This is a genomic window from Dyadobacter jiangsuensis, from assembly GCF_003014695.1.
GTDB classification, from domain to species: Bacteria; Bacteroidota; Bacteroidia; order Cytophagales; family Spirosomataceae; genus Dyadobacter; species Dyadobacter jiangsuensis.
Genome location: NZ_PYAS01000024.1, coordinates 1 through 25,188, shown reverse-complemented (window position 1 = coordinate 25,188; position 25,188 = coordinate 1). Strand labels below are relative to the sequence as shown.

Here is a 25,188-nt window from a genome sequence, read left to right as displayed (position 1 = left end):
CGTTGTCGAAAACCAAGCTCTTGAAATTGATTTACCTCATTGAAGAATATGCTGTGCGGACTTACGGTCTGCCGTTTTTCAATCTCGACTTTTCCGTCTGGAAGCTCGGGCCGGTGTCGCGCGATGTTTTTGTTGACTTATCTTCCGACGAACCTATTTTGCTGGCCGACTATATTACGCGGATTACTGCCGACGGCTCTGTCTTCATCGCGCCTAAAAAGGAATTTTCCGATGACGAATTTTCTGACAACGAAATGAAATTGTTGGAACATATTGTTGAAACGTTTCAGGCCTCATCCGCTGCGGATCTTATTCAGCTAACGCACCGTAAGCATTCGCTTTGGTATATTACCGCACAGGAAAATGGTGTGTTGGAACACCTTGAAACCGGTCATTTGAACTCTACCGAGATTCCTATCGATTTTTCAAGATTACTGGAAAGTATGCCATTGAAAAAGGAAATCTATCAGGATCAATTGAGCTATTTAAGAAATACAAAGTCGCTTAAAATCTGAACAGGATGGGCGGAGAAGGCGATATTCTATACTTTGAGCTGTTCTATTTTAAGAACAGTAACCCTCCCAAAGCTAAGTATTTCATCGTCCTGAAAATGATCGGCGCCAGCACAATACTTGCAAGCCTGCCGTCGAGTCGCGATTTCAGGCCAACAGCTTCTTCTGAAGCCTACGGTTGTATTGAAGTTCCCGAAGCGTGTTTTAACTGCTTCGTTTTCAAAGCCGGCTTACCCGTGGCAACTAACAACTGGGCGTTCCCGCTTGATACGTTTGTTTATGGACAACAAATAGATGAGTATGAGATCGCAAACTTGAAGGATATTTATCCGGTGGAAGGACTCGATTACCAAGTTGTCGGCCGGCTGAAAGATACCGAATTCAAGGATTTGAAAGATTGCTTTTGTCATTCAGCAAGTGTAAAACGCCGGTTCAGGAGGCTTCTTGCAAGCGATTGATCCTTAACTTTGGGTAATTTCTATTTTTAACAACTTAATATGTCAAGACAAAATATACTCTCAGGATCCCCTTGGGAAGACAAAATGGGGTATTGCCGGGCGGTTCGGATCGGAAATATCATTGAGGTGGCCGGGACGGTTGCTATCGTGGATGGCGACAAAGTGAAAGCTGACGACGCTTACGCACAGACGAACAATATCATTGAGCGCATCGAGAAGGTGTTGCAGGATGCGGGCGCCAGCCTGGCAGATGTGGTCCGCACGCGCATTTTTACCACGGATATTACCCTTTTTGAGGATATCGCGCGCGCACATGGTGCGTATTTTGGCACCATTAAACCCACGACAGGTATCTACGAAATCAGCAAATTGGTATCGGCCGACTACCTTGTCGAGATTGAATTCACAGCAATAGTGCAGTAGCACATTGGAATATTTCAAAAAAGGCCTGTTTCTCAGCGGAAACGGGCTTTTTTTGTCACCATTTGAAACTGTGTTCCAACCTTCTGGCGCGAAATTTGCTCTTTGTGAAAGTGTTGTCTGATTTAGAACCCTGAACAATAGACATCTCTGGACATGAAAAATAAAATTACTCTTCTAACTGCCTCATTTTTACTGGTTCTGTGTGTAATACAAAAAGAAGCCCGGTATGGAACCGCCCAACCCACAGGTGTAGAAAAAATGTACAATCCTTCACCACTTGCTCCAAAGGATGGAGGCACCTCGGCGCCGGAATATGCCGAACTGACCGACTCGCAGACGTTCGAATTCGCCTCCGCGGATTCGCTGAAATCAGAGCCTACGGCCCGATTGGTTAACCAAAGATTACTGCACATTTCTGCCGGCAGCAAGTTGCTAAATTACTGAACCTACATTCGATTCAGTAATTTAGCATTCATCCGATATTAGCTGAAAAGCCCCATAATATCTTCCTGGCTCAGTTTCTTGATAAAGCCGGACTCCCCGCCCACCAAATCTTCCGCCAAGTCCTGCTTACGTTGCTGCAACAGCAGAATTTTCTCTTCGATCGTATCCTTACAGATCATTTTATAGGCAAATACCTTGCGCGTCTGCCCGATGCGGTGCGTACGGTCGATCGCCTGGCGCTCCACGGCCGGGTTCCACCAAGGATCGACGAGGTAAACGTAATCCGCTTCGGTAAGGTTAAGCCCTACCCCGCCCGCTTTGAGGCTCATCAGGAATACGCGGCAGGTCGAGTCGTTCTGGAAGCGGTTCACGCGTCCCGCCCGGTCGACGGTCTGGCCATCGAGGTATTCGTAGGGGATATTCATTTTTTCCAAATGCTTGCGGATCAGGTCCAGCATACCCAGGAATTGACTGAATATCAATATTTTGTGATTCGAAGCATTCTCTTCGATTTCACGGGTAATTTCTTCGAGCTTCGCCGATTCATTTCCAAAATCTTCGTCGCCCGACAATATAGACGGCGAATCGCAAATCTGGCGCAGCTTCAATAGGGCTTCCAGAATGAGGAAACTGCTCTTGTTGAGGCCCTCGGTTGCCAGTTTTTCGGCAATTTCCTGCCGGTAACGCTCGCGGAATGTATCGTAAACCTTCCGCTGCTTGTTGCCCATTTCACAGAATAGGATCGTCTCGGTTTTATCCGGCAAATCCGTCGCTACCTCTTCTTTCGTGCGTTTGAGCATAAATGGATACACGAGTTTCCGCAGTTCGGCGGCCTTTTCCTTATCCTGGTACTTATCAATCGGCGTGGCATATTCCGTCCGGAAGAAGTCGGCGTGGCCAAGCATTCCGGGGTTCAGGAATTCGAATTGCGAGTACAGATCAAATGTATTGTTTTCCACAGGCGTACCCGTCATCGTCAGGCGGTTGCGTGCGCGCAGCAGGCGCGAGGCCTTGGACGTGAGCGAATCGGGGTTTTTAATGGCCTGTGCCTCGTCGAGAATAATGTAGTTGAAATCGAACTCCCGCAGCAGTTCGACATCGCTGCGCATCGTTCCGTATGTCGTGAGGATAATGTCGTATTCGCGGAAAAACTCGATGTCCTTCCTTCTGGCCATACCCCGGTGAACGTACAATTTCAGATCCGGCGTGAATTTCGCCGCTTCCGCCTGCCAGTTGAAAATCAAGGTGGTAGGAACTACGACAAGATTCGTATATTCCGGATCCAGGTTTTTCTGGTTTTGCAGGAAGGTCAGCATTTGCAGGGTTTTTCCCAAACCCATATCGTCCGCCAGGCAGCCGCCCCATTGGAATTCATCGAGGAAATGAAGCCATTTGTAACCCTCCTCCTGGTATTGGCGAAGCGTCGCCTCGATGTTCTGCGGAAGTGGTACCGACGGAATCTGCTTAAAATTGAGGAGTTTCTGCTTCTTCTCCCAAAGCTCCCGGAACACATCCTCGTTATCGATTTCCGAAACCAGTTCGTCGATGAGCGAGAAATGGATTTTGGACAAATGAAGCTGGTCGTCGTTCACGCGGCCGAACTGCATAAGCGGTTCCAGCTTCGCGATCCATTCGTCGGGTAGCACACCCAACGAGCCGTCCTGCAACTGAATATAGTTCTGCTTTTTGAGCAATGCTTTCTTCGCATCGGCCAGGGATACCGTTTGGTCGCCGAAACTGATCTCGATTTTCATATCGAACCAGTCGATACCCGATGAAGTATGCACCTTCACCGTACCCCGGTTGGGATTAAACTTCATTTTTTTCAGGTCCTTGAACCCGAAAATCTCGTAGTGTTTCTTCTTGGCGGCGTCCACAAAATTGAAGAGCCATCCATCTTTCATTACCTGCTCGAAAGGCACGTAGAAGAACGGCTGACCCGTTTGATGCTCAAAGCTCGGATGCAATGCCTTTGACCAATCCCAGATCGCATTCTCAGCCTGAACGTCACGTTCCAGCATGGTGATCTGGTTGTTGTCGAAACTCGTTCTGGTTCGGCGTTGGTCGTGCAGCAGTTCCAGCTCTTCTTCGCTGTTTTCTTCCAAATACACATAGGAAGGTACGATGAGCAGATTCGCCTCGTCTTCTTTCAGGTAAAACTTCGGTTTCTGGAATGCCAGCGGCGAAGTTTGTATTTCGTGGCGGGTCTGGAAAATGACATCGAACTTTTCGGAAACCGGAATGATCCAGTTTTTCAGGAAATCGTCGCCAAAGTCTTTCTTAACCCGTATTTTAAATCCGTTCTGGCCCAGGTAAGCGACCATTTCGGCCTCGCTGATGCCCGCCCAGCGGAATAATGTCTTTTCGTTGTAAAGCCCCAGCCAGAAACTGTCGAGCGACACCACTTTCTGCAATTCCAGCGGCGTGCCCGGTTTGATTTCAACGTAGGGATTGAGCGTAATGAATTCCTTGTCTTCGGTAAGCACAAAGAACAGTTTGACCGGCTCGCGGTGCAGTTCCAGCTGTGTGAGCTGGTGGTTGCTGGTGACGTAATCGCCATCTGCCAGGAAAAGCCGGTCGCCGTCGAGGTCGTTGAAAACGCGGGTAAGCTGCTTGCCCACGTAGTTGCGCGCCTCATAACGCTGGTCGGCCTCCACATCATCGAAATGCAGGTAGGCATTGTAAGCCCAGCCTTGCTTACGGATGAATTTTTGCAAACCTTCCTCCCAATGCTTCGCCATGCGCACCAGACGCGCGTCCGACTCGGTGAGTACCGGAATTTCATCCGCATTATAATAGTGGCTCGAACCTCCGGCAATATTGCGGATGTTGGTAACCTTCTCGGATTTCGAACTGAATTTGACCGAGAAAACCCCGAAACCAATATCCAGCAGGTGATTTTTCCCTTTTGGCCAGAACACAAAAATGGAAACGCGGTCCTCGTCGTCCTGACCATTATCAGTCAGCGTGACCGCAAATGACGATTCCTGTACGGGCAATATGCGCTCGCGCAGCGACTGCCAGTCCTGGTAGGCGCCCACTTTCTGAATCGCCGGATCGAGCTTGATCAAATGCAGCCCGCCGTCCTCATCCAGCCGGAATTCGAATTTATCTTTAAACTGATCTTCGAGGGAATAGCCGTATTCGGCCAGCAGGTTGCTTTTCTCGACGGTCAGGTCGCGCATTACCTCAAATGCTTTTTCACCCAACTCCTCACGGAGTTTGAGCAATGCGGCGAGCTTATGTTCGCAGAGCGGTACCCACAGTTTCTGGCTACAAGTACAGGAAGTCTGAACCTGCCGGGTGCCTTTCACACGCCGGAAAGTGGTCATATAATCCTGCCCTTTGTCCGTCACCCGGCATTCGGCCTCTCCTTCTTTCGCCGATACGATCTCCACCGGGCCTACGTTTTCACGATTTTGCCAGGTTTCATCGAGTACCATGCCGCGCAACTGCATTTCACGAATTTCTTGCAGCTCGATCACCGTGTTGCCCATTTCGTGGACAACCTGCTTGATCGTCGGCATTTTATCGAGAATGTACAAAATACTGGCCACGCGGTGCTTGCACAACCCGGCTTTGTCGGGGCATGAACATTCGGTGGTTATCTGCGGTGTGAGAAAATCGCGGATGAAAATCTGGTAATACTGGATCGAATAGTCGCTTTTGACTTTGAACTCAGCATTACCGGGGCCATTATAATCGAGTTTGGAAACCTTTAAGCCGCCACTGCTATAAATGGAACGCCCTCTTGACAATACATCCCGCTCCGCCCGTCTTAGTAAGAAGTTGGATAATTTCTCCTTCTTTTCGTTTTCCATTTACCCTGCTGCCTGTTAAAAACGCAAAAGTACGGTATGTTTCTCTCTTATAGAAACGAAGGAAGAAGTATTGCCGCCAACTAACCGGTTTATGAGCGCACGTAGGGCTGGTCGATCACCCCGATATGCCCCGAATGCAGTGAATCATTGCAGAATGCAGCGATTTGAGGGCCGACATTGGGATACAAATGCCTGGAAGCAAGCGATGCCACCGGTAACCACACGATTTCCAGCGCCGTGGTATGCGCCGGATCGAGCGCCGGGGTGCCCTTTGTTATATTTGCGTTAAATACCATATGCAGCGTCTCTTTCCGCACTTCCTGCCAGATTACTTCCCCGCAGGAGACCATTTTACCAACTGCTACCTCCACGCCCAGCTCTTCCATCAGCTCCCGCGCGAGCGCATCCGAGAGCGATTCGCCGGGATCGGGATTACCGCCGGGCAATGCAAATACTTCCCTTTCGCCGTATTGATAACGCAGCGTGAGGATCTTGTCGTGGTCGAGAATGATAGCGGATGGACGGACGTTCACGGTGGTACGGGTGTGTTGGATGGTATCGTTGGATTTTAGTCAGGAGGTGGTCAGGTATTGTCAGGATTTGTCATTTATAGTCAGGTGTGGTCATTTGTTGAAAATTATTTTTCTCAATAAACAAACTTCCACCGACAAATAACAATACTTGACAACAAATGACTATTCCTGACCAAAAATGACCATCCTTGACAACACATTGCTACTTCGTGACAACACCTGACTATAAATGACCATGTCTGACAACACATTACTACTTCCTGACAACAAATGACCATTACATGACGTGCCCCAAACCGGCACCGCGTCAATCCCGCAGCACCATTTTTTCGATCAGCAGCATGAAAATGTGGATGACCTTGATATGGATTTCCTGAATGCGGTCGGCGTAGCCGAAATGCGGCACGCGGATCTCGACGTCGGCAATACCCGCGAGCTTGCCGCCATCCTTGCCTGACAGGATGATGATCTTCATTCCTTTCGCTTTCGCAGCCTCGGTCGCGCGGATGATGTTAGCGGAATTCCCGCTCGTACTCAGCCCAAGCAACACGTCGCCGGGCTGGCCTAATGCTTCAATATATCTTGAAAACACATATTCATAGCCGAAATCGTTGCTGACACAGCTCAAATGGCTCACATCTGAGATCGCGATGGCCGGTAATGCGCGGCGGTTGTCGCGGTAGCGGCCGGTAAGTTCTTCCGCGAAATGCATAGCGTCGCAATGCGAGCCGCCGTTGCCGCACGAAAGGATTTTACCGTTATGGATAATCGCGTCGGCCATCAGACCTGCCGCCTTTTCGATCTTTTCAATTTGTTCCGGATCGCTCAGGAAATTGTCGAGAACGGATTGTGCTTCTTTCAGTTCCTGGCTAATAATGCTTTGGTAATTCATATTGGTATTAGATGCTAAAGAATGTCAGAGTTTTATGGCTTTGAGTATATGCGCCTTGCGGCCGGGGCCTTTGTGCCGCTCTACCTGGAAACCTGCGGCCGCCAATGCTCTTTTAACGATGCCTTTCGACGAATATGTCACTAATACGCCGCCAGGTTTGGTTTGGGCCGCTATTTTGGTAAAAATTTCTTTGGTCCAGAGCTCAGGCTGTGCCTGAGGGTCAAATGCGTCGTAGAAAATGACGTCAAAAAACCGGTCCGGCGCGAAGTCTTGTAAAGTGGCTTTTTCTTTTCGCAGAATGAAATAGGGAGAGATAGCCCTCTCTTCGCCCCAAGGCGCCTGGTGCAGCTGCATAAAACCTTTTTCACCTGTGGCTTCCTCGTAATTGAGCTGCGATGCTTCCAGCAGGGAAACGGGATAAGCCTCCACGGAAGTGTAGAAAACCTGCTTTTGAAGGTGATCGGCCAGTTTCCATGCGAGAAAGGCATTCAGTCCCGTGCCGAAACCCATTTCAAAAACAGAAACCGGCCCGTTTTCAAGGGCCGGCCTCAAACCAAGGTTGATATAAATATGCTCCGATTCATTCAGGGCACCCTGCAAGGAATGGTATTGCTGGTTAAACTGGGCACTGAACAGTGAATGCGAGCCGTCTTCCGTGATGATAAAGCGTTCCAAATGGCCGGATATTAGTTTGGCCAAAAGTACTAAATCATTCTGCGCAGTGTGATTTGGGTAAAGAAAATATCGCCTTTGCGTTTCACGAGCAGATCGATGTTTTTCCCGTCGCCGCGTTGCATCAGCTTATATACCTCACTCACATTCAGCTCGGCAGCGGAGTGGTCGTCGATAAACAATAGCTGGTCGCCCTCCATCAGGCCCGCATGCGCCGCTGGGGAGTCATCTACAATATGGTTGACGATGTAATCGCGCAAATCCCTTCCTTCCGCACGGATCTCCATGCCGCTCATATCATGCTCGAATTTCTCGCGCAGGCGGCTTCTGATCGGTTTGAGTACCATGTAGCGCTCGCCGTAGTTGAATGTAACCTTGAAACGGCGGAGCAGCTCGCAACCGATATTTCCCTGCCGCTCGGCCCCGGCCCGAATTTTTGAACCGAATGCAATGCTATCGGGAAAGGATGCTACCACATTATTCAGTTCAAAACGGCCCAGTTTCATCTTGTCGACCCGGCCCAGGTTTCCGTTGATAACCCCGTTAAGCCCCCTGCCCAATTGCGCCCGGATCACTTTTTCGGGCAAGCGGAATGTTTCTTTGGGTGTGTTATTCAAGAGCAATGCATGCCCGGCACCGGTGTCTATCAGCACGCGGATCGGATGTTCGCGGCCATCGGCAAAAAGCGTCACGGCGTCGGTAAATGGCTTGGTATCCTCGATAATGAGCGGGTGTTTGTCGCCTTTGCTGGTTTTGTATTTGTACCTGTCCGGCCGCATCAGCAATATTTCTTTTTTGGCAAAGTCGATGGTTACCACAAAGTTGTTGAAGATTTCATACCCGAAAATCCCGTGTACAGGCACGCCCACATACTCGGATAGCCGCAGGAAATCCTGTTCGAGGATCACGATATTCTGGTGATTAGCCCGGAGCCTGCCCATCGAAAACTTGTTGTCTATCGCCACATGCGCGGAAATGGATGCGCCTTCGCCCGCTCCCGTGAGGTTAACCTTTCTGGTTAAACGCAGCTTGTCGGCCTTGAGAATGTTGGGATCAGTGATAATGATCGAACTAACGCCCGTGTCGAGGATAAAACGCAGCGAATCATTGTCATTAATCTTCGCGTAGAGCAATATCAGGTTGGAATGCAGCTCGAACGGGATGCGTGCTGTTTTATGGTTTTTATCCAAAAAGTAACCATACTTCTCCTCTGATACGGGGGGAACGTCGCTGGAATGGCCGAATGTCAGGGTGTGAGTAAAAAGTATGATCGCTGCTATAAACCACTTAGACGTTTTCATCGTGGCCTCCTTTCTTTTAATGGCTAATGTTCTAATCCCGGGGTGACATTTTTCAACACGTTGATTATAAATGATTTGAAACTCTATTTATATTCCTCGGTGTACGCTAAGTATCGAATTCAGTCCAATCGGTTAATTCAAGTAAAAATAGTTGTTTTCGCATTAATAAAACACAAAAAAATCTCGATATGTGCAAATTTTCCGACATTTTTTTGATCACATATATATAATCATGTAAATGAGGAAAATATGGTACTTTTGTTGCGTAAAATGACTTTTTCCCACAATAAAAATTTTCTCATGCGAAAAAAAATTGTTGCCGGTAACTGGAAGATGAACAAGGTTCTGGATGAAGCAGTTGCGCTTACTTCGGAGCTCGTTAATATGGCCAAAGATGAGGTCCGTAATGACGCAAAAATCATCCTTTGCCCTCCTGCGATTTACCTTACTACGATTCAAAAATATATCGAGGACGCGCCCAACTTCGCATTGGCCGCTCAAAACTGCTCCGATAAAGTTTCGGGTGCATTTACCGGCGAGATTTCCGCACAAATGCTGCAATCGATCGGTGTACAATATGTGCTGATCGGCCACAGCGAGCGCCGCCAGTATTTCAATGAAACCAATGCATTGCTGGCTGAAAAAGTAAATACAGCCCTTTCTTTCGGAGTTTCCCCGATTTTCTGCTGCGGCGAATCGCTCGAACAGCGCCAGAATGAGGATTACATCGGTTTCGTGAAAAACCAGCTGACCGAAAGCCTTTTCCACCTTTCGGAAGAGCAGTTGAAATCAGTGGTAATTGCTTACGAACCCATCTGGGCCATCGGAACAGGCCTTACGGCTTCCGCTGAGCAGGCACAGGAAATGCACGCGGCATTGCGTGCTCACATCGCATCGAAATATGGAGCGGAAGTAGCCGACGAAATTTCGATCCTTTACGGCGGAAGCGTTACGGCTGCCAGCGCACCCGAACTATTCGCCTCACCCGATATCGACGGCGGCCTTGTTGGCGGTGCTTCGTTGAAATCACGTGAGTTCACGAATATTATCAAGGCGCGGTAGGCTTCGCCGTCAGGTGTGGTCATTTGTGGTCAGGTATTGTCATTGATAGTCAAGTGTAGTCATTAATTGGAAAATTCTCCTCCTGACTATATCTGACAACACTTGACTATACCTGACTACTCCTGACCACAAATGACAAAAACCACCGTCGCCATACTACATTTCCGTAATCACAAACTCCACCCGGCGGTTCTTTTTCCGCTCTTCTTCGCTGCCTTTCGTCAGCGGCCGCGTGCCGCCGTAGCCTTTTGCTTCAATACGGCTGCTTTCAATGCCTTTTTCGATCAGATAGTTCTTCACCGACTCCGCGCGCTGGCGGGATAGTTCGAGATTTTTGTCAAAATCGCCCACATTGTCGGTATGGCCTTCGACGCGGATTTTCACGGTCGGGCTGTCGCGCATCACATCCACAAGGCGGTTCAGTTCTTCGAAGGACTCGGGAAGCAGCGTATATTTGGAGGTTTCGAAATAGATATTCGGGAGCAAAATCGTTTCCCCGACGATCAGCGGCGTGAGGTAAACATCCTGGTCGAACGATTTTCCGGACGAATCGCCCGGCGCGAGACCGAACGACGAACCGTAGTAACCGCGCGCCATCACCCTGAACTTGTATTGCTCACCCGCATCCACACCCACCCGGTATTTTCCCGACGACGACCGGACTTGCAGCGTGTCGCCGTTTTCGATGTAGGAGAGCTGTGCCGCGATCGGCTCCTTGGTTTTCGCATTGTATACGGTGCCTTTCAAAACAGCTATTTCGGCCTCTTTCTTTGCCGCGGGCGCCGGAGCCGGCTTTTGAGGCGCCTTCGCCGCTGGCTTGGCTGCGGGCTTTTTCGCTGGCGGTACCGTCGCTTTCGCTATGGGTTTTGATGGCTTTTCGGGTTGCTTTTTGAGCGGGTTTTTAACGTGAATCCCGTAAAAATTCCACGACTGATTGCCATTCGAACTGCGGCCTTCATAGAAATCAAACTCCTCGATTCCTGGTGTAAGTCTTTCAAAATAGGCCACAAAATCGACGGTATCGCCATTTGCGACGCTTGTTTTGGTGGTAGTGGTAATATTCTCAGCCCTGATGAACTTGAATTTCTTGTCGATTTCACCGGGCTTGTAAAGTCGTGTCTCAGGGTCCAGCCAGATCTGACTCTGGCTTATGCCTTGCTGCGGAAATTGCGGAATGCGCGAGTCGGGCAAAGGCGACATCCTTGGCTGCGAGCGGAACTGCGGCTGTTGTTTCGATTGACGCTCGACAAACTGGAGATAAATAATCGTATTCACGTCCGTCAGTTCCACCTTCTTGATTTTCACATAAGGAACCGACGATTCTTCTACTTTGGGGTTTTCAGTAATTTGCCCGAAGCTGGTATGGATAGTTAGTAAAATGGCTCCAAAACTGGCCGAAAGCAATTTAAAATTCATGGTGATATTGGGGTTTTACCTAAATATCAGCAAGAACGTCCGAAAACCGATGATAGTTTGTTAAAAATTGTTAAACGCAGGAAGTCACTGGTTTACAGTAATAAATGGAGCCCAGAATGCCGCATCGTAACGCTCCCAGGCGTGACAGGCGAAGGGTAGCTGATGGCCTGTCAGCTCATAGCTCGCCACCGGACTCTTCTCGAACGCAAAACGCAGCGCCTCCCGCCATTCGGGCAGTTTCATGAAAAGTTTCATGGGTTTGAGGCGCGTCGCCTCCTGGCAGAAAAGCATGTCTTCATTGCCTTTCCAGGCAGGATAAAAGATATTGTAAATCTTTAAATAGCGTAAAAAAGAAGGGATCTTCCGCAGCGAAAGCCCTCCGTTGAGCACGACACGCTGCGTCGATAACGCATGCGCAAAATCCTGAGCGGATTCTGCCGGAATGGTGTCGAACTCAGGCTGATGCAACGACGGCGCTCCGATATAGTCATAACCCTTCGCACACCACTCTTTCAATTCATCCCGAAAAACAAATGCATCTAGCTGGTAAATAAGGATGTATTCGTAGGCGATGAAAGTCTTGTAAAAATCAATGGACACCATCAGCCGGTTGTAGGCGTCGACATTTGTGAAAAAACTATTGTCGAACGACTGGAATTTAAGCGAGGGATATTGCTGCTGGAATGCGGAGAGGTCCAGCGCAGCGGGTTTCACGATAATTACCGGGTAATTGCCCAATACATGCATGCATTGCCGCAACGACATCTGTTCAGCCTCCGTCAGGTTTGCCTGATACACCGGTATTACCACCGCCACCAACGACTTATTTTCAGCCATTTTCAATAATCATCCAGTTCTTTATTCCAATAAATCCCCTACCGCCGGTAACCACCAGTCTTTGCTGCTAAACCGGTAATAGCCGCGCAACAGCTGGCCCAACACCGGGGTAAGTCGTTTGAAACGGCTTTCCGGCAACGCCGCACGGGTGTAAAAATGCTTTTGCGAAAGATACAATTTGAGCAGCTTCTCGCGCGGGACGAACGGAAGCGCACGGAGAAGCAAATACAGCTCGTGCAACTTGTTGGCCTTTTCTTCCAGCGGGATCAACTTCAATCTCCGGTCGCGTTTGAAACGATCGGCCAGCTGCACTTTCTCCACCTTATTACCAAACCCAACCTGCTGGCTGGAATGAATGCGGTAGGAAATCAGCGGTTCGGCTATAAATTCGATCTTTCCTTCGAGACTCAGTACCATCGCAATCCAGGCATCGTGGATCAGGTCCTGCACGTGGGTTGGAAATGGCATCAGCCGTTCGAGCGCGGATTTCCGGATCGCCAGTGTGGCGCCAGTAACCACGAAGCCATTGAAAAGTATCTCGTGTGATTTGCCGCTATGCCATAGTTGCTGACGCGCATGATTGAACTCGATTTCCTCCCAAATGGTACCTCCGGTCGGCTGCGAATCGTCGTCGATCTTATCGGCGTCGCTGAAAACCGCGTCCAGATTGGGATGCGCATTCAGGAAAGCAAGTTGTTTTTGAACTTTGTCCTTCCGCCACCGGTCGTCCTGATCGGAGAGAAAGATCACATCCCCATTACACAGGGAAAGGCATTTCTCGAAATTCCTGGTCGAGCCGAGATTATGCTCGTTCACATAAATGCGCACAGGAAATTTGCTGGTAGCAGCAAAAGATTTTATGATTTCAATAGTGTCGTCCTTCGATCTGTCGTCGCAAACAACCAATTCGTCCACCGAAACCGTCTGATCAGCAATGCTCTTCAACTGTTCGGGCAGGAACTTTGCCCCGTTGTAAGTACACATAGCCACTGAAATCATAATGTGTATCTGTATTTTATATTTTTGTAAAAGCTTCCCGGCCCGTTTTTGAGCCACAAAGTTACGTGGTTGTGCCGGGAATTAAACGAAAAGTTATTAAAAGCACCCGAATGGCGTTACCAGAACAGCTCAAAAAGGCGATTATCCAAATGCCTGCCAAAGAAAAGGATAAACTGCTCCTGAGACTGATCACGAAAGACAAAACCCTGAGCGACCGACTGCATTTCGAGCTTATCGAAGATAGTTCTACCATTCCCGAGCGGCGGGAAGAGCTCATGGGTCGGATTGTACGGACATCGAAATTCAACCAGAATACGCCCGGTTGGGTCCTGATGGATATGCGGAGCCTCAGTGCAGACATTGCTTACCATGTAAAAGTCACGAAAGACAAGATCGGCGGCATCGAGCTCAATCTTTTCCTGCTTAATACCTTTCTGGAAAGTTATTCGGATATTCTGCGGACTTACTCTTCCCGCGCCGACACTTGTGCATTGTACATCGCCAAAAAGGCGCAGGTAATCCTTAACGGGCTGAATAAACTCGACGAAGATTATCGCACCGATTACATCAAAGACGCGAACCGGATGCTGCAACTGGTTTTCAGCCTATGTTCCAAAATGTACGCGCGGCAAATGGAGCTGCCGCATGAACTCGAATTTTAAACACACCATGAAAAAGACCGCATTGCTGATCATCGACGCCCAGTACGATTTCTGTGATCCTAACGGCACCCTGTATGTGCCCGGCGCCGAAAAGGACGTGGAGCGCATTGCCAACCTCATCGCACTGGAAGGCACCCGAATAGACGCGATATTCCTGACGCTCGATACGCACAAGGTCCTGGATATTGCACATCCGCTTTTCTGGGAGGATCAGAACGGCAATACGGTCGCGCCGTTCACATTGATATCGGCGCAATCGGTGAAAGCGGGCAAATGGGTACCGCGTTACCAGCCCGAATATGTACTGGAATACCTGCAAACCCTCGAAAAGGAAGGCGAATTCCAGCATTTCATCTGGCCGGAGCATTGCCTGATCGGCTCCAAAGGTGCCACCATCGACGATACGCTCATGCGCGCCGTACTCGCATGGACGCACCGCACCCGCCGCGACTATCGCACGGTTTCAAAGGGCGTTAACCCGCTTACCGAGCATTTCGGGGTTTTCAAAGCGCAAGTGCCGGTAGCGAATGCCCCGGAAACCGAACTGGATGAACGTTTTTTAGCAGAATTAAATAAGTTTGATCAGGTACTCGTGGCTGGCGAGGCCCGCTCGCATTGTGTTGCGACGAGCATCCGGCAAATCGTGAAATATGCCCCGGAACTAGCCGCAAAGGTTATTGCGCTGACGGACTGCATGTCCGACGTGCCCAACTTCGGTCATTTCGCCGATCCGATATTTGAAGAAGCCGCCCAAAACGGCATGAAATTTGCCAAAGCGAACCAGGTTTTTAAAGAAAACTAAATGCGCAGGCTTTTGGTTATAATAGTATCACATCATCATTCAAACTAATATCAATCATCCATCGATAACCCCGCTATGATGCAACTAGCAGTGCCCCGGATCGAGGCCGACCAGTTCGATGAACTGGATCCGAGACAATACATTCTGATCAAAGGTGCCCGTGTAAATAATCTGAAAAATGTGGATGTGGCGATCCCGCGCAACAAGCTGGTCGTCATTACCGGCCTTTCCGGCTCCGGGAAGTCGTCGCTGGCATTCGATACGCTTTTTGCGGAAGGTCAGCGGATGTACGTGGAGAGCCTCAGCAGTTATGCGCGGCAATTCCTGGGCAGAATGGAGAAGCCGGAAGTGGAATATATTAAGGGTATTTCGCCGGCTATTGCCATTGAGCAAAAAGTGAATACCCGTAACCCACGGTCGACTGTTGGTACTTCCACGGAGATTTATGATTATCTCAAACTGCTTTTTGCGAGAATCGGGCATACGTATTCACCGGTTTCGGGAGAAATTGTCCGAAAAGACTCCGTTACGGATGTCGTAAACTACATGCTCGCGCACGACGAGGGCACGCGTGTGATGATCCTCGCGCCGTTGCTTATCCGCGACGGCCGTTCGCAAATCGAAGAGCTTACTATTCTCCTTTCCAAGGGCTATAACCGCATTGTGCTGAATGAGGAAGTGGTTTCGATTGAAGATATTCTAGAAAAACCGGATCATTTTCCGCAAGCCGGCAACCAGGTTTTCATCCTCATCGACCGTGCCGCGGTCAGGCATAACGACGAAGACACACAATATCGCCTCTCCGATTCCGTACAAACTGCGTTTTTCGAGGGAGAAGGCACTTGCACCGTGCATGTTGTTGGGGGTGAGAAGAGGGTTTTCTCTGATAAATTTGAGCTGGACGGTATCACGTTCGAAGAGCCGACCGTCAATCTTTTCAGCTTCAATAACCCTTATGGTGCCTGTAAACGGTGTGAGGGTTTTGGAAAAATATTGGGCATTGACCCCGACCTGGTCATTCCCGACAAAAACCTTTCGATATACGACGGTGCCATTGCGCCCTGGCGTACCGAAAAGATGGGTGAATGGCTGGTGCCGCTCGTCCGCAATGGCGTGAAATTCGATTTCCCGATTCACAGGCCTTATAAAGACCTGACACGCGAGCAAAAAGAGCTGCTCTGGACCGGCAACCAATATTTCCAGGGTATCAACGATTTTATTTCCGAACTCGAGTCCCAGACTCATAAAATCCAGTACCGGGTTATGCTCTCGCGTTTCCGCGGGCGTACAACCTGCCCCGATTGCCGCGGATCCCGTCTTCGTAAGGATGCCTCGTATGTCAAAATCGGCGGCAAATCCATTACCGACCTGGTGCTGATGCCGATTCAGGATGTTTCGGCTTTTTTCAAACAGCTCGAACTCAGTGACCATGACCGGCAGATTGCCCGGCGCGTTCTGACAGAAATCGAATCGCGTCTCGACTACATGAACCGCGTCGGACTCGGCTATCTCACCTTGAACCGGCTTACGAGTACATTATCGGGCGGAGAATTTCAGCGCATTAAGCTCGCCACTTCATTGGGAAGCGCATTGGTAGGCTCCATGTACATTCTCGACGAGCCGAGCATTGGCTTACACCCGCGTGATACGCAACGGCTCGTGGGCGTGCTCGAATCGCTCCGCGACCTGGGCAATACCGTGATTGTGGTGGAACACGAGGAAGAAGTCATGCATGCGGCGGATCAGATCATCGATATCGGTCCCGAAGCCGGAACGGGCGGCGGCCATGTGGTTTTTCAGGGTAACCAGGGAGATATTGAGGCGTTGAAAGTCAATGGTCAGGAGGTCATTGGTAGTCAAGTTGTCAGGAATAGTCAGGAAGTCAGGGGTAGTCAGGAGGTCATTAATAGTGAGGGAGGCAATGTGCAGTCGCATACTTTGGATTTCTTGCTGGGGAATGACTCTATTCCAGTGCCTTCCGTGCGTAGGAAATCCTTGCATTTCCTGGAAATTAAAGGCGCACGGGAGAATAACTTGAAAGAACTCGATGTCAAAATCCCTTTGAATAATCTTACTGTCGTGACCGGCGTGAGTGGTTCGGGGAAATCGACATTGATCCGGAAGATTCTTTATCCAGCATTAATGCGCCTCAAAGGTGAATTCAGCGAGGATGTGGGACGTTTCGATGCACTCACGGGCAGTATCGACCGTATCGAGGCCGTTGAAATGATCGACCAGAACCCGATCGGGAAATCGTCACGCTCGAACCCTGTTACTTACATTAAAGCTTACGATTATATCCGGCAAATGATGTCGGAGCAACCGCTTTCGAAGGCGCGGGGCTATAAACCTTCGCACTTCTCCTTCAATGTCGACGGCGGCCGCTGCGAGATTTGCCAGGGCGAAGGTCAGGTGAAGATCGAAATGCAGTTTATGGCTGATATTTACCTTACCTGTGAGGGCTGCAATGGCAAGCGTTTCAAACAAGAAGTGCAGGAGGTGAAATATCAGGACAAAGACGTGGCCGAAATCCTGGATATGACGGTGGATGAAGCCATCGAGTTTTTCAGGGAATCGGAGCCGAAACTGGCCGATAAATTGCTGCCATTGCAAGAAGTAGGACTGGGATATGTAGGGTTAGGTCAATCTTCAAACACATTGTCAGGCGGAGAAGCGCAACGTGTAAAACTCGCTTCGTTCCTCGGCAAGGGTTCTTCAAATAAAGGCAAAACCCTCTTTATTTTCGACGAACCAACCACAGGCCTGCATTTCCACGATATTAAAAAGCTCCTCAAAGCCATCAATGCATTGGTAGAACAAGGCGACAGCGTGATCATCATTGAACACAACATGGAAGTCATTAAAAGCGCCGACTGGATCATCGATCTCGGCCCTGAAGGCGGCGAAAATGGCGGCCAGCTCACCTTCACCGGCACGCCCGAAGAAATGGTGAAGCTCGAAGGGAATTACACCGCGGAGTTTTTGAAGGAAAAGATTTGAAAATTCGAAGTATGTCACTTATCTTAGTGACATACTTCACTTGAAAGGATATGTCAACACCCATCCGTTTTTTCGAAGAAGAATTCGTTCCATACGGCAGGCAGCCCGCTTCCGAGTATGCAGTTGTGAAAACATCACGGGAGGGTATCTTGCGGTCGGTTGCCGATGACGTCTCTGAACTCGTGGGGCTAACTGACAATGAAATTGCCTACGTATTGGGTATGACGCCCCGTAACCTGCATCGCATTCAGGGCGAAAAACGGCTTGGTACCGATGCTTCCGAACGGCTTTTGCTGCTCCGTAATGTGCTTATTCACGCGCTGGATACATTTGAAGGCAAGGAAAATGTGGTGAGGCATTGGTTACGGACGCCAATCGTGGAGTTAAATGAACAGTCGCCGTTGCAGATGATGGACACGGTAACGGGCTTCGGGCTGGTGGATAATGTGCTCGGTCGGCTGGATTATGGCTTACCTGCCTGACAGCGCCGCCTATGCCATTGGTATACAGGATTACGCGCGAGAAATTCAGGCACGACGCCCTTTCCAGCGAGGGAGCACGGCTTTTTGGAGCACGCTGGAACCCCAAAGGTATTGGTGTACTTTATACTACTTCCACTCCCGAACTCGGGCTGGTAGAAACCCTCGCACACGCACCCGGCGTACGCTATGAGGATCTTCCCAAATACTGGCTATCGTCAATCGAAATCCCGGACAACATCAGGCATTATACTCGCAAGGATCTACCCGACTTTTGGCAGGACAAAACCTACGGCCGAACGCAATTCTGGCTTAAAGACTGGCTCATCAAACCCGATGTGCTGGCGATCGCCATTCCCTCGGTCATTGTGCCTTTTTCCTCGAATATCATTCTTCATCCCGACCATCCGCTATTTGGTGACATCAAACTCCTGGCTCAGGAGCCAATCCCCATCGACCGACGCCTTTGGCGCAACTGATACCGCTATATTCAGGCAAAATCCAGTGGCCTGAAACACTTTCCTACCCGTATTCATCAGTAAAGACGCCCCGCGGGGGACTTATTCAGGCAAAACCAAAATCTGCATTTCATGAAATTATATAAGACCGAAAATGGCATCCTCCTTGAAAACGAGGACATTTTCTACCGCCTCCACGAAACGGATTGGGACGTGGTTGTGAACAGGAACAACCTGTACGAATGGCTGGAAGGCCAGACGCAAAGCCTTATCGCCCTGACATTCAGCGATGATTTTCCAATGCCCGAAGCATTGGCGCCTATCGGTACCCAGGAAGTGTGGGCATCGGGCGTAACGTACTTCAAAAGCCGTACAGCACGGATGGAAGAGTCGGAAAAAGCTGGCGGCGGCAGTTTCTACGACCGCGTGTATGAAGCGGAACGTCCTGAATTATTCTTTAAATCGACTGCATGGCGCGTGGTAGGTCATCACGGGACCGTTCGCATTCGTAAAGATTCGACCTGGGACGTTCCTGAGCCGGAGCTAACCCTGTTCGCTACTTCCGAAGGCGCATTGGTAGGTTATACCATCGGAAACGATATGAGTTCCAGAAGCATTGAAGGCGAAAACCCACTGTATTTGCCGCAGGCCAAGTCCTATACCGGCAGCGCGGCATTAGGACCTTGTCTTTATGTGTTTAAGGAAAAACTCGGTGCGGATACCGTGATCGACCTGTCGATCGTGCGCGGGGGCGAGGAGGTTTTCAACGGGGAAGTTACATTGTCGCAAATGAAGCGCAAGCCCGAGGAACTGCTGCATTTCCTTTACCGCGAAATGTCATTTCCGCAAGGCGCATATCTCATGACCGGAACGGGCATCGTACCGTCATCCGATTTTACGTTACAAGCCGGCGACGTGGTCCACATTACCATCGAGCCGATTGGCACACTGACCAACACGGTAGGCTGATAAAACAAAAAGCTGCGGGATCGACTCCCGCAGCTTTTTTGCTTAAATAATAACAGTATCGCCTACGAATGGCCCAACTTGGGAATGAAGGTGAAGATCACACATTTCACCGCGCCCACCAGCTTGCTTACCATCGATTCGCCTTCATTTTCTTCGGATTCATTTTCAAAGAATGCCGCCGGCCCTGCTTCCAGGATACGGGCATTCAATGTCATGATTTCAGAACCTGGTGCGCTCGCGCTGGTATTTTTGATCACCCCGGCGTGCTTCACCTGCACGGGTGCTTTCGCTTTCAAAGCAGGCTTGGCCTTTCTTGCAATCGCCTTTTCAGTTACACATTCCTTGCCTGATTGCAACTTTCTGTGTGCTACAAACATGTTGTGCACGTAGCCTGTTGCGCTGGCTTGCAGGCTGATTATTGTGAGTAATATTAAGATTCTGAGTGTTTTCATGGCTTGTATGCAATCGTTAAGAATTCTGCGGAATCATGTGTAACTAATTGACCTTACAAATATATATGTTTCATTAGGTATCTTGCAATACATAGTACCTTGTTTTTAACATTTTTTTCGAAAATTTTTCAGGATTCTCTCAAAGTACCGTGGCTGGCCGGATAACAGATGTAAAAGTAATATAAAAGGTTGCTCGAGATTTTCTAAAAAAGACGAACCGTCAAATTTTCCCGCTGAACAGTAGCTGGTTACGGATAAATTGCAAAAGCGCCGACAGGAAAAATCCTGCCGGCGCTTTCTTGCTCCTGTTACTTTCTTCCTATTTCTCGCGGAAGAATATCGTGATCGGTACACCCGAAAAATCGAAGTTTTCGCGCAAACGGTTTTCCAGGTAGCGCAAATACGGCTCTTTCACGTGTTTCGGATGGCTGCTGAAAAACACGAACGTCGGTGACGGCGTCGGCAGCTGGATCATGTATTTGATATTGATATACTTTCCGCGGTGTGCCGGCGGCGGATATTTTTCGATCTCGGCCTGCATTACCTCGTTCAGTTTCGAAGTCGAAATTTTCTTGGTTTTGTTCTGATACACCTCCATTGCCTTCTCCATTACCTGGTGAATGCGTTGTTTTTCAACCACCGACGCGAAGATGATCGGCATGTAGTTCATCGGCGCCAGTCTTTCCAGCAGCGCTTTTTTGTATTGATCGGCCGTTTTGGAATCCTTTTCAACCAAATCCCACTTGTTGACCATGATCACAATGCCTTTCTTGGCTTTATCAGCCTGGCCAATGATGTTCAGGTCCTGGCCTTCAAGTCCCAACGTAGCATCCAACAGAACGATACAAACGTCGGATTCTTCCATTGCTTTTACCGAGCGAAGCGTCGAGTAAAACTCGATATCCTCCTTCACACGCGATTTCCTGCGGATTCCGGCGGTGTCGGTGAGGATAAAATTCATTCCGAACGCATTGTAGTGCGTGTGGATCGCGTCGCGCGTAGTACCCGCGATGTCGGTCACAATGCTGCGGTCAGTGCCGGTGAGTACATTCAGGAACGAAGATTTACCGACATTCGGGCGACCCATGATGGCAATGCGCGGGATACCTTCTTCCGGGTTTTCAACGCCCGCGGTTTCAAAATGCGTCACTACTTTATCGAGCAGCTCGCCTGTCCCGAAGCCGGTTTGCGCAGAAATCGCGAAAATTTCATCTCCCAAGCCTAATTCATAAAATTCACCTGCCGACTGGTAACGCTCCGTAGTTTCTGCTTTATTGGCTACCAGGTACACCGGCTTATGGAAGCGGCGAAGCACATTCGCGAAGTCTTTGTCAAGGTCGGTGAGGCCGGTCATGGTGTCGACCATAAAAAGAACCACGGTCGATTCCTCGATCGCAAGCTCCACCTGGTCGCGGATAGCACCTTCGAAAATATCTTCCGAACCCACTACATAACCGCCTGTGTCAATCACTGTGAAATATTGGTCGGTCCATTCGCCGTAACCGTAGTGCCTGTCGCGGGTTACGCCGCTCTGGTTGTCCATAATGGCCTTCCGGCTCTCGGTAAGGCGGTTGAACAAAGTGGATTTGCCCACGTTCGGACGACCAACAATCGATATTACATTTGCCATTTTCTTACTATTAATATGATCCGAGCCGGTCTGGCACCTGCTCTTCATTCGTTTTATTTAAAATTTATTCCTGGTACCCGAGCTGGCGCAGCTTGTTCTCCTTGCTTCTCCAATCCGGTTCTACTTTTACGTGCTGTTCGAGGAAAACTTTTTTGCCAAAGAAATCTTCCAGGTCCTGACGGGCCTGCGTCCCGACTTTTTTCAGCATTTCTCCTTTTTCACCAATAATGATCCCCTTCTGGCTTTTACGTTCGACCAGAATTTCTGCACGGATCACAATGATGTCGTCCTTGTCCTTAAATTCAGTGATTACTACTTCGGAGCTGTATGGAATTTCCTGGCGGTAATTCAAGAAGATCTTTTCGCGGATGATTTCCGAAGCAAAGAAACGCTCCGGCTTGTCGGTTAGTTCATCCTCATCAAAATAAGGCGGGTGGAACGGCAAACGTGTCACCACAGCATCGAATAACGTACCGATATTCGCCTTTTCCAATGCGGAAATCGGTATAATGGCTGCGGGATGGATCTCATTCTCCCACTCGGCCATCTTCGCTTTCACTTCCTCATCGTTCGACAGGTCGATTTTGTTCAATACCAAAACCACCGGCGATTCGGTGCGTTTCAATAACGGCAGTACCTCGTGCTCGGCAGCTTTCTCTCCTATTTCCACGACAAAAAGCACCACATCGGCATCTTCCAGCGACCCTTTCACAAAAGTCATCATCGAGTCGTGCAGCTTGTACGACGGCTTGATCACCCCCGGCGTATCCGAATACACGAGCTGAAACGGGATATCCTCATGTTTCCCATTCAAAATCCCGATAATGCGGTGGCGGGTCGTTTGCGCCTTGGAGGTGATGATCGACATCCTTTCGCCCACGAGTACGTTCATCAGCGTCGATTTCCCTACGTTGGGCTTTCCGATAATGCTTACAAAACCCGCCCGGTGGTTGCGTAACTCGGTATTATTTTCGGCTTTTTCTTCCATAAAAATTACTTCTTCACTTTTTTCAGCTTCGCAAAAACGTGGCACCTAGGGTGTTACCGTCAGCCGGTCGTCCAGCATCCGGTTCGAATATTGCTGGATAAATGCCTTAACCTGCAATTCCATAGGCCCTTGAACCTCCGGAATCCGGCCTGCAAGGTTATTTTTCAAAAGCTTGTCTTCCTGATATTTATACAAACCTACGGTTTTCCGGCCATCAAATTGCAAAACATACGGCCCATTGAACCACTGATAGGCACCGTCATAGTTGACAGCAAAGTTGAGAGGAGGGTTCCCGAATACATTTTTTCCAAAACCAAAATAGGGTTTGTCATAATGCAAATAACCCAAAATGGACGGCATAATGTCGATTTGCTGGACGAGGCGGGTGCTGTCGGTGCCTGGCGAAACGCCGTTGCTACTTGGAGACGCCCCACCCGACATTTCTTCGCCTGGCGCGTAGAAAAGAATGGGTATCGAGAAATTTCCTACCGAGGTCTGATATTGGGGATAATGCGCAAATGTGGCTGAATGATCGGCAGTTATTACGAATAACGTATTCTTGAACCATGGCTTGGTTTTCGCAGAATCGAAGAACCGACGTAATGCATAGTCGGTATAACCCATGCATTCATAAATCGGCAGCGGGCCCTTCGGAAACTTACCCTGGTAGCGCGCAGGCACTTTGTACGGGTCGTGCGAAGACACTGTAAACAATGTACTCATGAACGGTTGCTGGAATGTATCCAGCTTTTTGGACCAGAACTGCAAGAACTCCTCATCCCAAATGCCCCAGATACCATCGTAATCGGCGTCGTTATTGTATTTGGTTTTGCCGTAATAATCCTTAATGCCGATCAGGTTGGTGAATGCCTTGAAACCCATCGAGCCATTCGGCGCTCCGTGAAAAAATGAGGTGTGGTACCCCTTGGCTTGCAGCATTTCGGGCAGGCTGGGAAGTTTGTTATCCGTGTAGCGTGTCAGAATGAATGGCTCCATAATGCCCGGAATACTCGTAAGTACCGACGGAATGGCCTCGATTGACTTCGCGCCGTTCGCAAATGAGTACCAATGCACTTTGCTATGCTGCATGAGCGAGTCGACGAATGGCGTATAGCCTTTGTAGGTGCCATTTTCCAGGTCGCGGTTGAATGTCCCTACCATTTCCTTTCCGAAACTCTCCCAGATCAGGATCACGACATTTTTCGGGCGGAACGCCGGCGCATTCGGATCGGGGTAATGGATCGGCGAGTACACCGCATTCATTTCCTGCTCCGACTTGAAGAAGCTGGCACGCTGGTAATCATTATTTTTCAAGGTCTTATAAATGCAGAACGGCGTGTTCAGCACGATGAACATTTCTTTCGGTTTATCGACGTATTCGCCTGCATTGCTCAACGTAATCGGGCGGGTACTGTGCCGGAATCCTCCCTTGACACCTCCTATAAAAAGGAAAACTGCGGCGGTCATCAATACACTATGAACGAGGAATATCTGCCAGGCCGGGCGCACGGGTTTAGTACCCACCCGCCAGCGTCGGGTGAGATACACCAACGCGGCCACAAGCAACACCCATACGAGCGCCACGTACCAGTAATTCACCAGAAAGCCGCCGAACAGCTTGTGCATATTGTTTTCATGCGAAAACTCCTGCAAAACCGACCACGTGCTCCTTTTTATCGTGAAGCGGTAGTAAATAAAATCGGCGCAGTTACCGAGCAGGGCAATGCTGTTGGTGATGATAAAAAGATAGTCCAGGAATTTCTGGAAAGCCGGGCGGTACTTGAATGTGACGGGAATGAGCGTCAGGAACACGTAAAGAATGTTCGTGTAAAGCACCGCTACCAGGTCGAAACGCAATCCACCGAGAAATAATCGCGGCGCCGAGGCAAAGGAAACGTCCGGAAAAAATGATTGATTGAAGAAATAAAAGAGAATCCGGCAAACGGTAAACAGAATCATGATGCCGAGCAACCTGATCAGCAGCACTTGATGAATGCGCCACCCGAAACCGGAAGCGACTGAATATGAACTCATAAAATCGATGTCAGAACGTTAGAGGCAAACTTTTTTAAAAAGTTTTCACAAAAATAGTTGTTTTCTGTAAAACATTTGTTGTATGTTTGCACTCCAATTCAACGACACCGCGGGATGGAGCAGTTGGTAGCTCGTTGGGCTCATAACCCAAAGGTCGCTGGTTCGAGTCCAGCTCCCGCTACTAGGCCAAAGCCACTTTCGAAAGAAGGTGGCTTTTTTGTGTTTCTGACCTTTATTTGCACTATTTTGGGATCAGTCCGAAAAGTTGGGGGGTGATAAAAAAAGTAGTTGTTTTGCGATGAATCAATATTAAATGCATTGCAAGAGTCTTATTTAGCCCTAGT

Annotated in this window: 23 protein-coding genes and 1 tRNA gene; 12 read left to right on the top strand and 12 right to left on the bottom strand. The window is 49.2% G+C overall.

Annotation, left to right across the window (positions count from 1 at the left end; translation table 11 throughout):
* The first annotated feature begins 20 nt into the window (after positions 1–20).
* The 4 genes from CLV60_RS31590 to CLV60_RS34825 all read left to right on the top strand — a co-directional run bounded on the left by CLV60_RS31590 (position 21) and on the right by CLV60_RS34825 (position 1,837).
* Positions 21–515 (top strand): Panacea domain-containing protein, encoded by a 495-nt coding sequence (locus CLV60_RS31590; RefSeq protein ID WP_170118919.1) that lies wholly within the window; start codon positions 21–23, stop codon positions 513–515.
* A 5-nt stretch (positions 516–520) separates the two neighbouring features.
* Positions 521–970 carry a hypothetical protein gene (locus tag CLV60_RS31585; protein WP_106599397.1) on the top strand — a complete coding sequence of 150 codons (450 nt, stop codon included), beginning with the start codon at positions 521–523 and terminating at the stop codon, positions 968–970.
* A gap of 39 nt (positions 971–1,009) precedes the next feature.
* A complete protein-coding gene (locus CLV60_RS31580; RefSeq protein ID WP_106599396.1) occupies positions 1,010–1,393 on the top strand; it encodes a RidA family protein in 384 nt (127 codons plus the stop codon).
* A 258-nt stretch (positions 1,394–1,651) separates the two neighbouring features.
* Positions 1,652–1,837: a hypothetical protein gene (locus CLV60_RS34825; RefSeq protein WP_229211221.1), complete on the top strand. Its 186-nt coding sequence runs from the start codon at positions 1,652–1,654 to the stop codon at positions 1,835–1,837.
* A 38-nt stretch (positions 1,838–1,875) separates the two neighbouring features.
* Here CLV60_RS34825 and CLV60_RS31570 read toward each other — a convergent pair whose 3' ends face one another.
* From CLV60_RS31570 to CLV60_RS31550, 5 genes are all read right to left on the bottom strand, one after another.
* Positions 1,876–5,658, bottom strand: coding sequence for a DEAD/DEAH box helicase (locus tag CLV60_RS31570; RefSeq protein ID WP_106599395.1), 3,783 nt, complete (start codon positions 5,656–5,658; stop codon positions 1,876–1,878).
* A gap of 89 nt (positions 5,659–5,747) precedes the next feature.
* Positions 5,748–6,191 (bottom strand): NUDIX domain-containing protein, encoded by a 444-nt coding sequence (locus CLV60_RS31565; RefSeq protein WP_106599394.1) that lies wholly within the window; start codon positions 6,189–6,191, stop codon positions 5,748–5,750.
* 307 nt (positions 6,192–6,498) lie between these two features.
* Positions 6,499–7,083 carry a D-sedoheptulose 7-phosphate isomerase gene (gene lpcA / locus CLV60_RS31560; protein WP_106599393.1) on the bottom strand — a complete coding sequence of 195 codons (585 nt, stop codon included), beginning with the start codon at positions 7,081–7,083 and terminating at the stop codon, positions 6,499–6,501.
* 24 nt (positions 7,084–7,107) lie between these two features.
* Positions 7,108–7,758 carry a tRNA (5-methylaminomethyl-2-thiouridine)(34)-methyltransferase MnmC2 gene (mnmC2, locus tag CLV60_RS31555; RefSeq protein WP_229211220.1) on the bottom strand — a complete coding sequence of 217 codons (651 nt, stop codon included), beginning with the start codon at positions 7,756–7,758 and terminating at the stop codon, positions 7,108–7,110.
* A gap of 29 nt (positions 7,759–7,787) precedes the next feature.
* A complete protein-coding gene (locus CLV60_RS31550) occupies positions 7,788–9,056 on the bottom strand; it encodes an aspartyl protease family protein (RefSeq protein WP_106599391.1) in 1,269 nt (422 codons plus the stop codon).
* 300 nt (positions 9,057–9,356) lie between these two features.
* On the opposite strand from CLV60_RS31550, the gene tpiA reads away from it, so the two are divergent.
* A complete protein-coding gene (gene tpiA, locus CLV60_RS31545; protein ID WP_106599439.1) occupies positions 9,357–10,118 on the top strand; it encodes a triose-phosphate isomerase in 762 nt (253 codons plus the stop codon).
* Between the two features lie 156 nt (positions 10,119–10,274).
* On the opposite strand, the gene CLV60_RS31540 is transcribed toward tpiA, so the two are convergent.
* The 3 genes from CLV60_RS31540 to CLV60_RS31530 form a co-directional block, all read right to left on the bottom strand.
* Positions 10,275–11,534: an OmpA family protein gene (locus tag CLV60_RS31540; RefSeq protein ID WP_106599390.1), complete on the bottom strand. Its 1,260-nt coding sequence runs from the start codon at positions 11,532–11,534 to the stop codon at positions 10,275–10,277.
* A gap of 84 nt (positions 11,535–11,618) precedes the next feature.
* On the bottom strand, positions 11,619–12,371 hold the full coding sequence (locus CLV60_RS31535) for a DUF5672 family protein (RefSeq protein WP_106599389.1): 753 nt from the start codon (positions 12,369–12,371) through the stop codon (positions 11,619–11,621).
* 21 nt (positions 12,372–12,392) lie between these two features.
* Positions 12,393–13,370 carry a glycosyltransferase family 2 protein gene (locus CLV60_RS31530; RefSeq protein ID WP_106599388.1) on the bottom strand — a complete coding sequence of 326 codons (978 nt, stop codon included), beginning with the start codon at positions 13,368–13,370 and terminating at the stop codon, positions 12,393–12,395.
* Positions 13,371–13,480: 110 nt separating this feature from the next.
* Between CLV60_RS31530 and CLV60_RS31525 the strand changes: the two genes are divergently transcribed.
* The 6 genes from CLV60_RS31525 (at position 13,481) to CLV60_RS31500 (ending at position 19,740) form a co-directional block, all read left to right on the top strand.
* Positions 13,481–14,032, top strand: coding sequence for a hypothetical protein (locus CLV60_RS31525; protein ID WP_106599387.1), 552 nt, complete (start codon positions 13,481–13,483; stop codon positions 14,030–14,032).
* A gap of 7 nt (positions 14,033–14,039) precedes the next feature.
* Positions 14,040–14,834: a cysteine hydrolase family protein gene (locus tag CLV60_RS31520; RefSeq protein WP_106599438.1), complete on the top strand. Its 795-nt coding sequence runs from the start codon at positions 14,040–14,042 to the stop codon at positions 14,832–14,834.
* A gap of 75 nt (positions 14,835–14,909) precedes the next feature.
* A complete protein-coding gene (locus tag CLV60_RS31515) occupies positions 14,910–17,834 on the top strand; it encodes an excinuclease ABC subunit UvrA (protein WP_106599386.1) in 2,925 nt (974 codons plus the stop codon).
* A 50-nt stretch (positions 17,835–17,884) separates the two neighbouring features.
* Positions 17,885–18,316, top strand: a complete 432-nt coding sequence (locus tag CLV60_RS31510; RefSeq protein WP_106599385.1) for an Xre family toxin-antitoxin system antitoxin — start codon at positions 17,885–17,887, stop codon at positions 18,314–18,316.
* Positions 18,317–18,327: 11 nt separating this feature from the next.
* Positions 18,328–18,792 (top strand): RES family NAD+ phosphorylase, encoded by a 465-nt coding sequence (locus CLV60_RS31505; protein ID WP_106599384.1) that lies wholly within the window; start codon positions 18,328–18,330, stop codon positions 18,790–18,792.
* Positions 18,793–18,903: 111 nt separating this feature from the next.
* Positions 18,904–19,740: a fumarylacetoacetate hydrolase family protein gene (locus CLV60_RS31500; RefSeq protein WP_106599383.1), complete on the top strand. Its 837-nt coding sequence runs from the start codon at positions 18,904–18,906 to the stop codon at positions 19,738–19,740.
* Between the two features lie 62 nt (positions 19,741–19,802).
* Here the strand turns inward: CLV60_RS31500 and CLV60_RS31495 are convergent, their stop codons facing one another.
* The 4 genes from CLV60_RS31495 to CLV60_RS31480 all read right to left on the bottom strand — a co-directional run bounded on the left by CLV60_RS31495 (position 19,803) and on the right by CLV60_RS31480 (position 24,844).
* The gene (locus tag CLV60_RS31495) at positions 19,803–20,192 is read right to left on the bottom strand and encodes a hypothetical protein (RefSeq protein WP_106599382.1); all 390 of its coding nucleotides are present in this window, start codon (positions 20,190–20,192) and stop codon (positions 19,803–19,805) included.
* Between the two features lie 319 nt (positions 20,193–20,511).
* Positions 20,512–21,822 carry a ribosome biogenesis GTPase Der gene (gene der / locus CLV60_RS31490; RefSeq protein ID WP_106599437.1) on the bottom strand — a complete coding sequence of 437 codons (1,311 nt, stop codon included), beginning with the start codon at positions 21,820–21,822 and terminating at the stop codon, positions 20,512–20,514.
* A gap of 64 nt (positions 21,823–21,886) precedes the next feature.
* On the bottom strand, positions 21,887–22,810 hold the full coding sequence (era, locus tag CLV60_RS31485) for a GTPase Era (RefSeq protein ID WP_106599381.1): 924 nt from the start codon (positions 22,808–22,810) through the stop codon (positions 21,887–21,889).
* Between the two features lie 45 nt (positions 22,811–22,855).
* Entirely contained in the window at positions 22,856–24,844 is a 1,989-nt protein-coding gene (locus CLV60_RS31480) for an LTA synthase family protein (protein ID WP_106599380.1), read from the bottom strand.
* 108 nt (positions 24,845–24,952) lie between these two features.
* On the opposite strand from CLV60_RS31480, the gene CLV60_RS31475 reads away from it, so the two are divergent.
* Positions 24,953–25,025, top strand: a tRNA-Met gene (locus CLV60_RS31475).
* Positions 25,026–25,188: the final 163 nt, after the last annotated feature.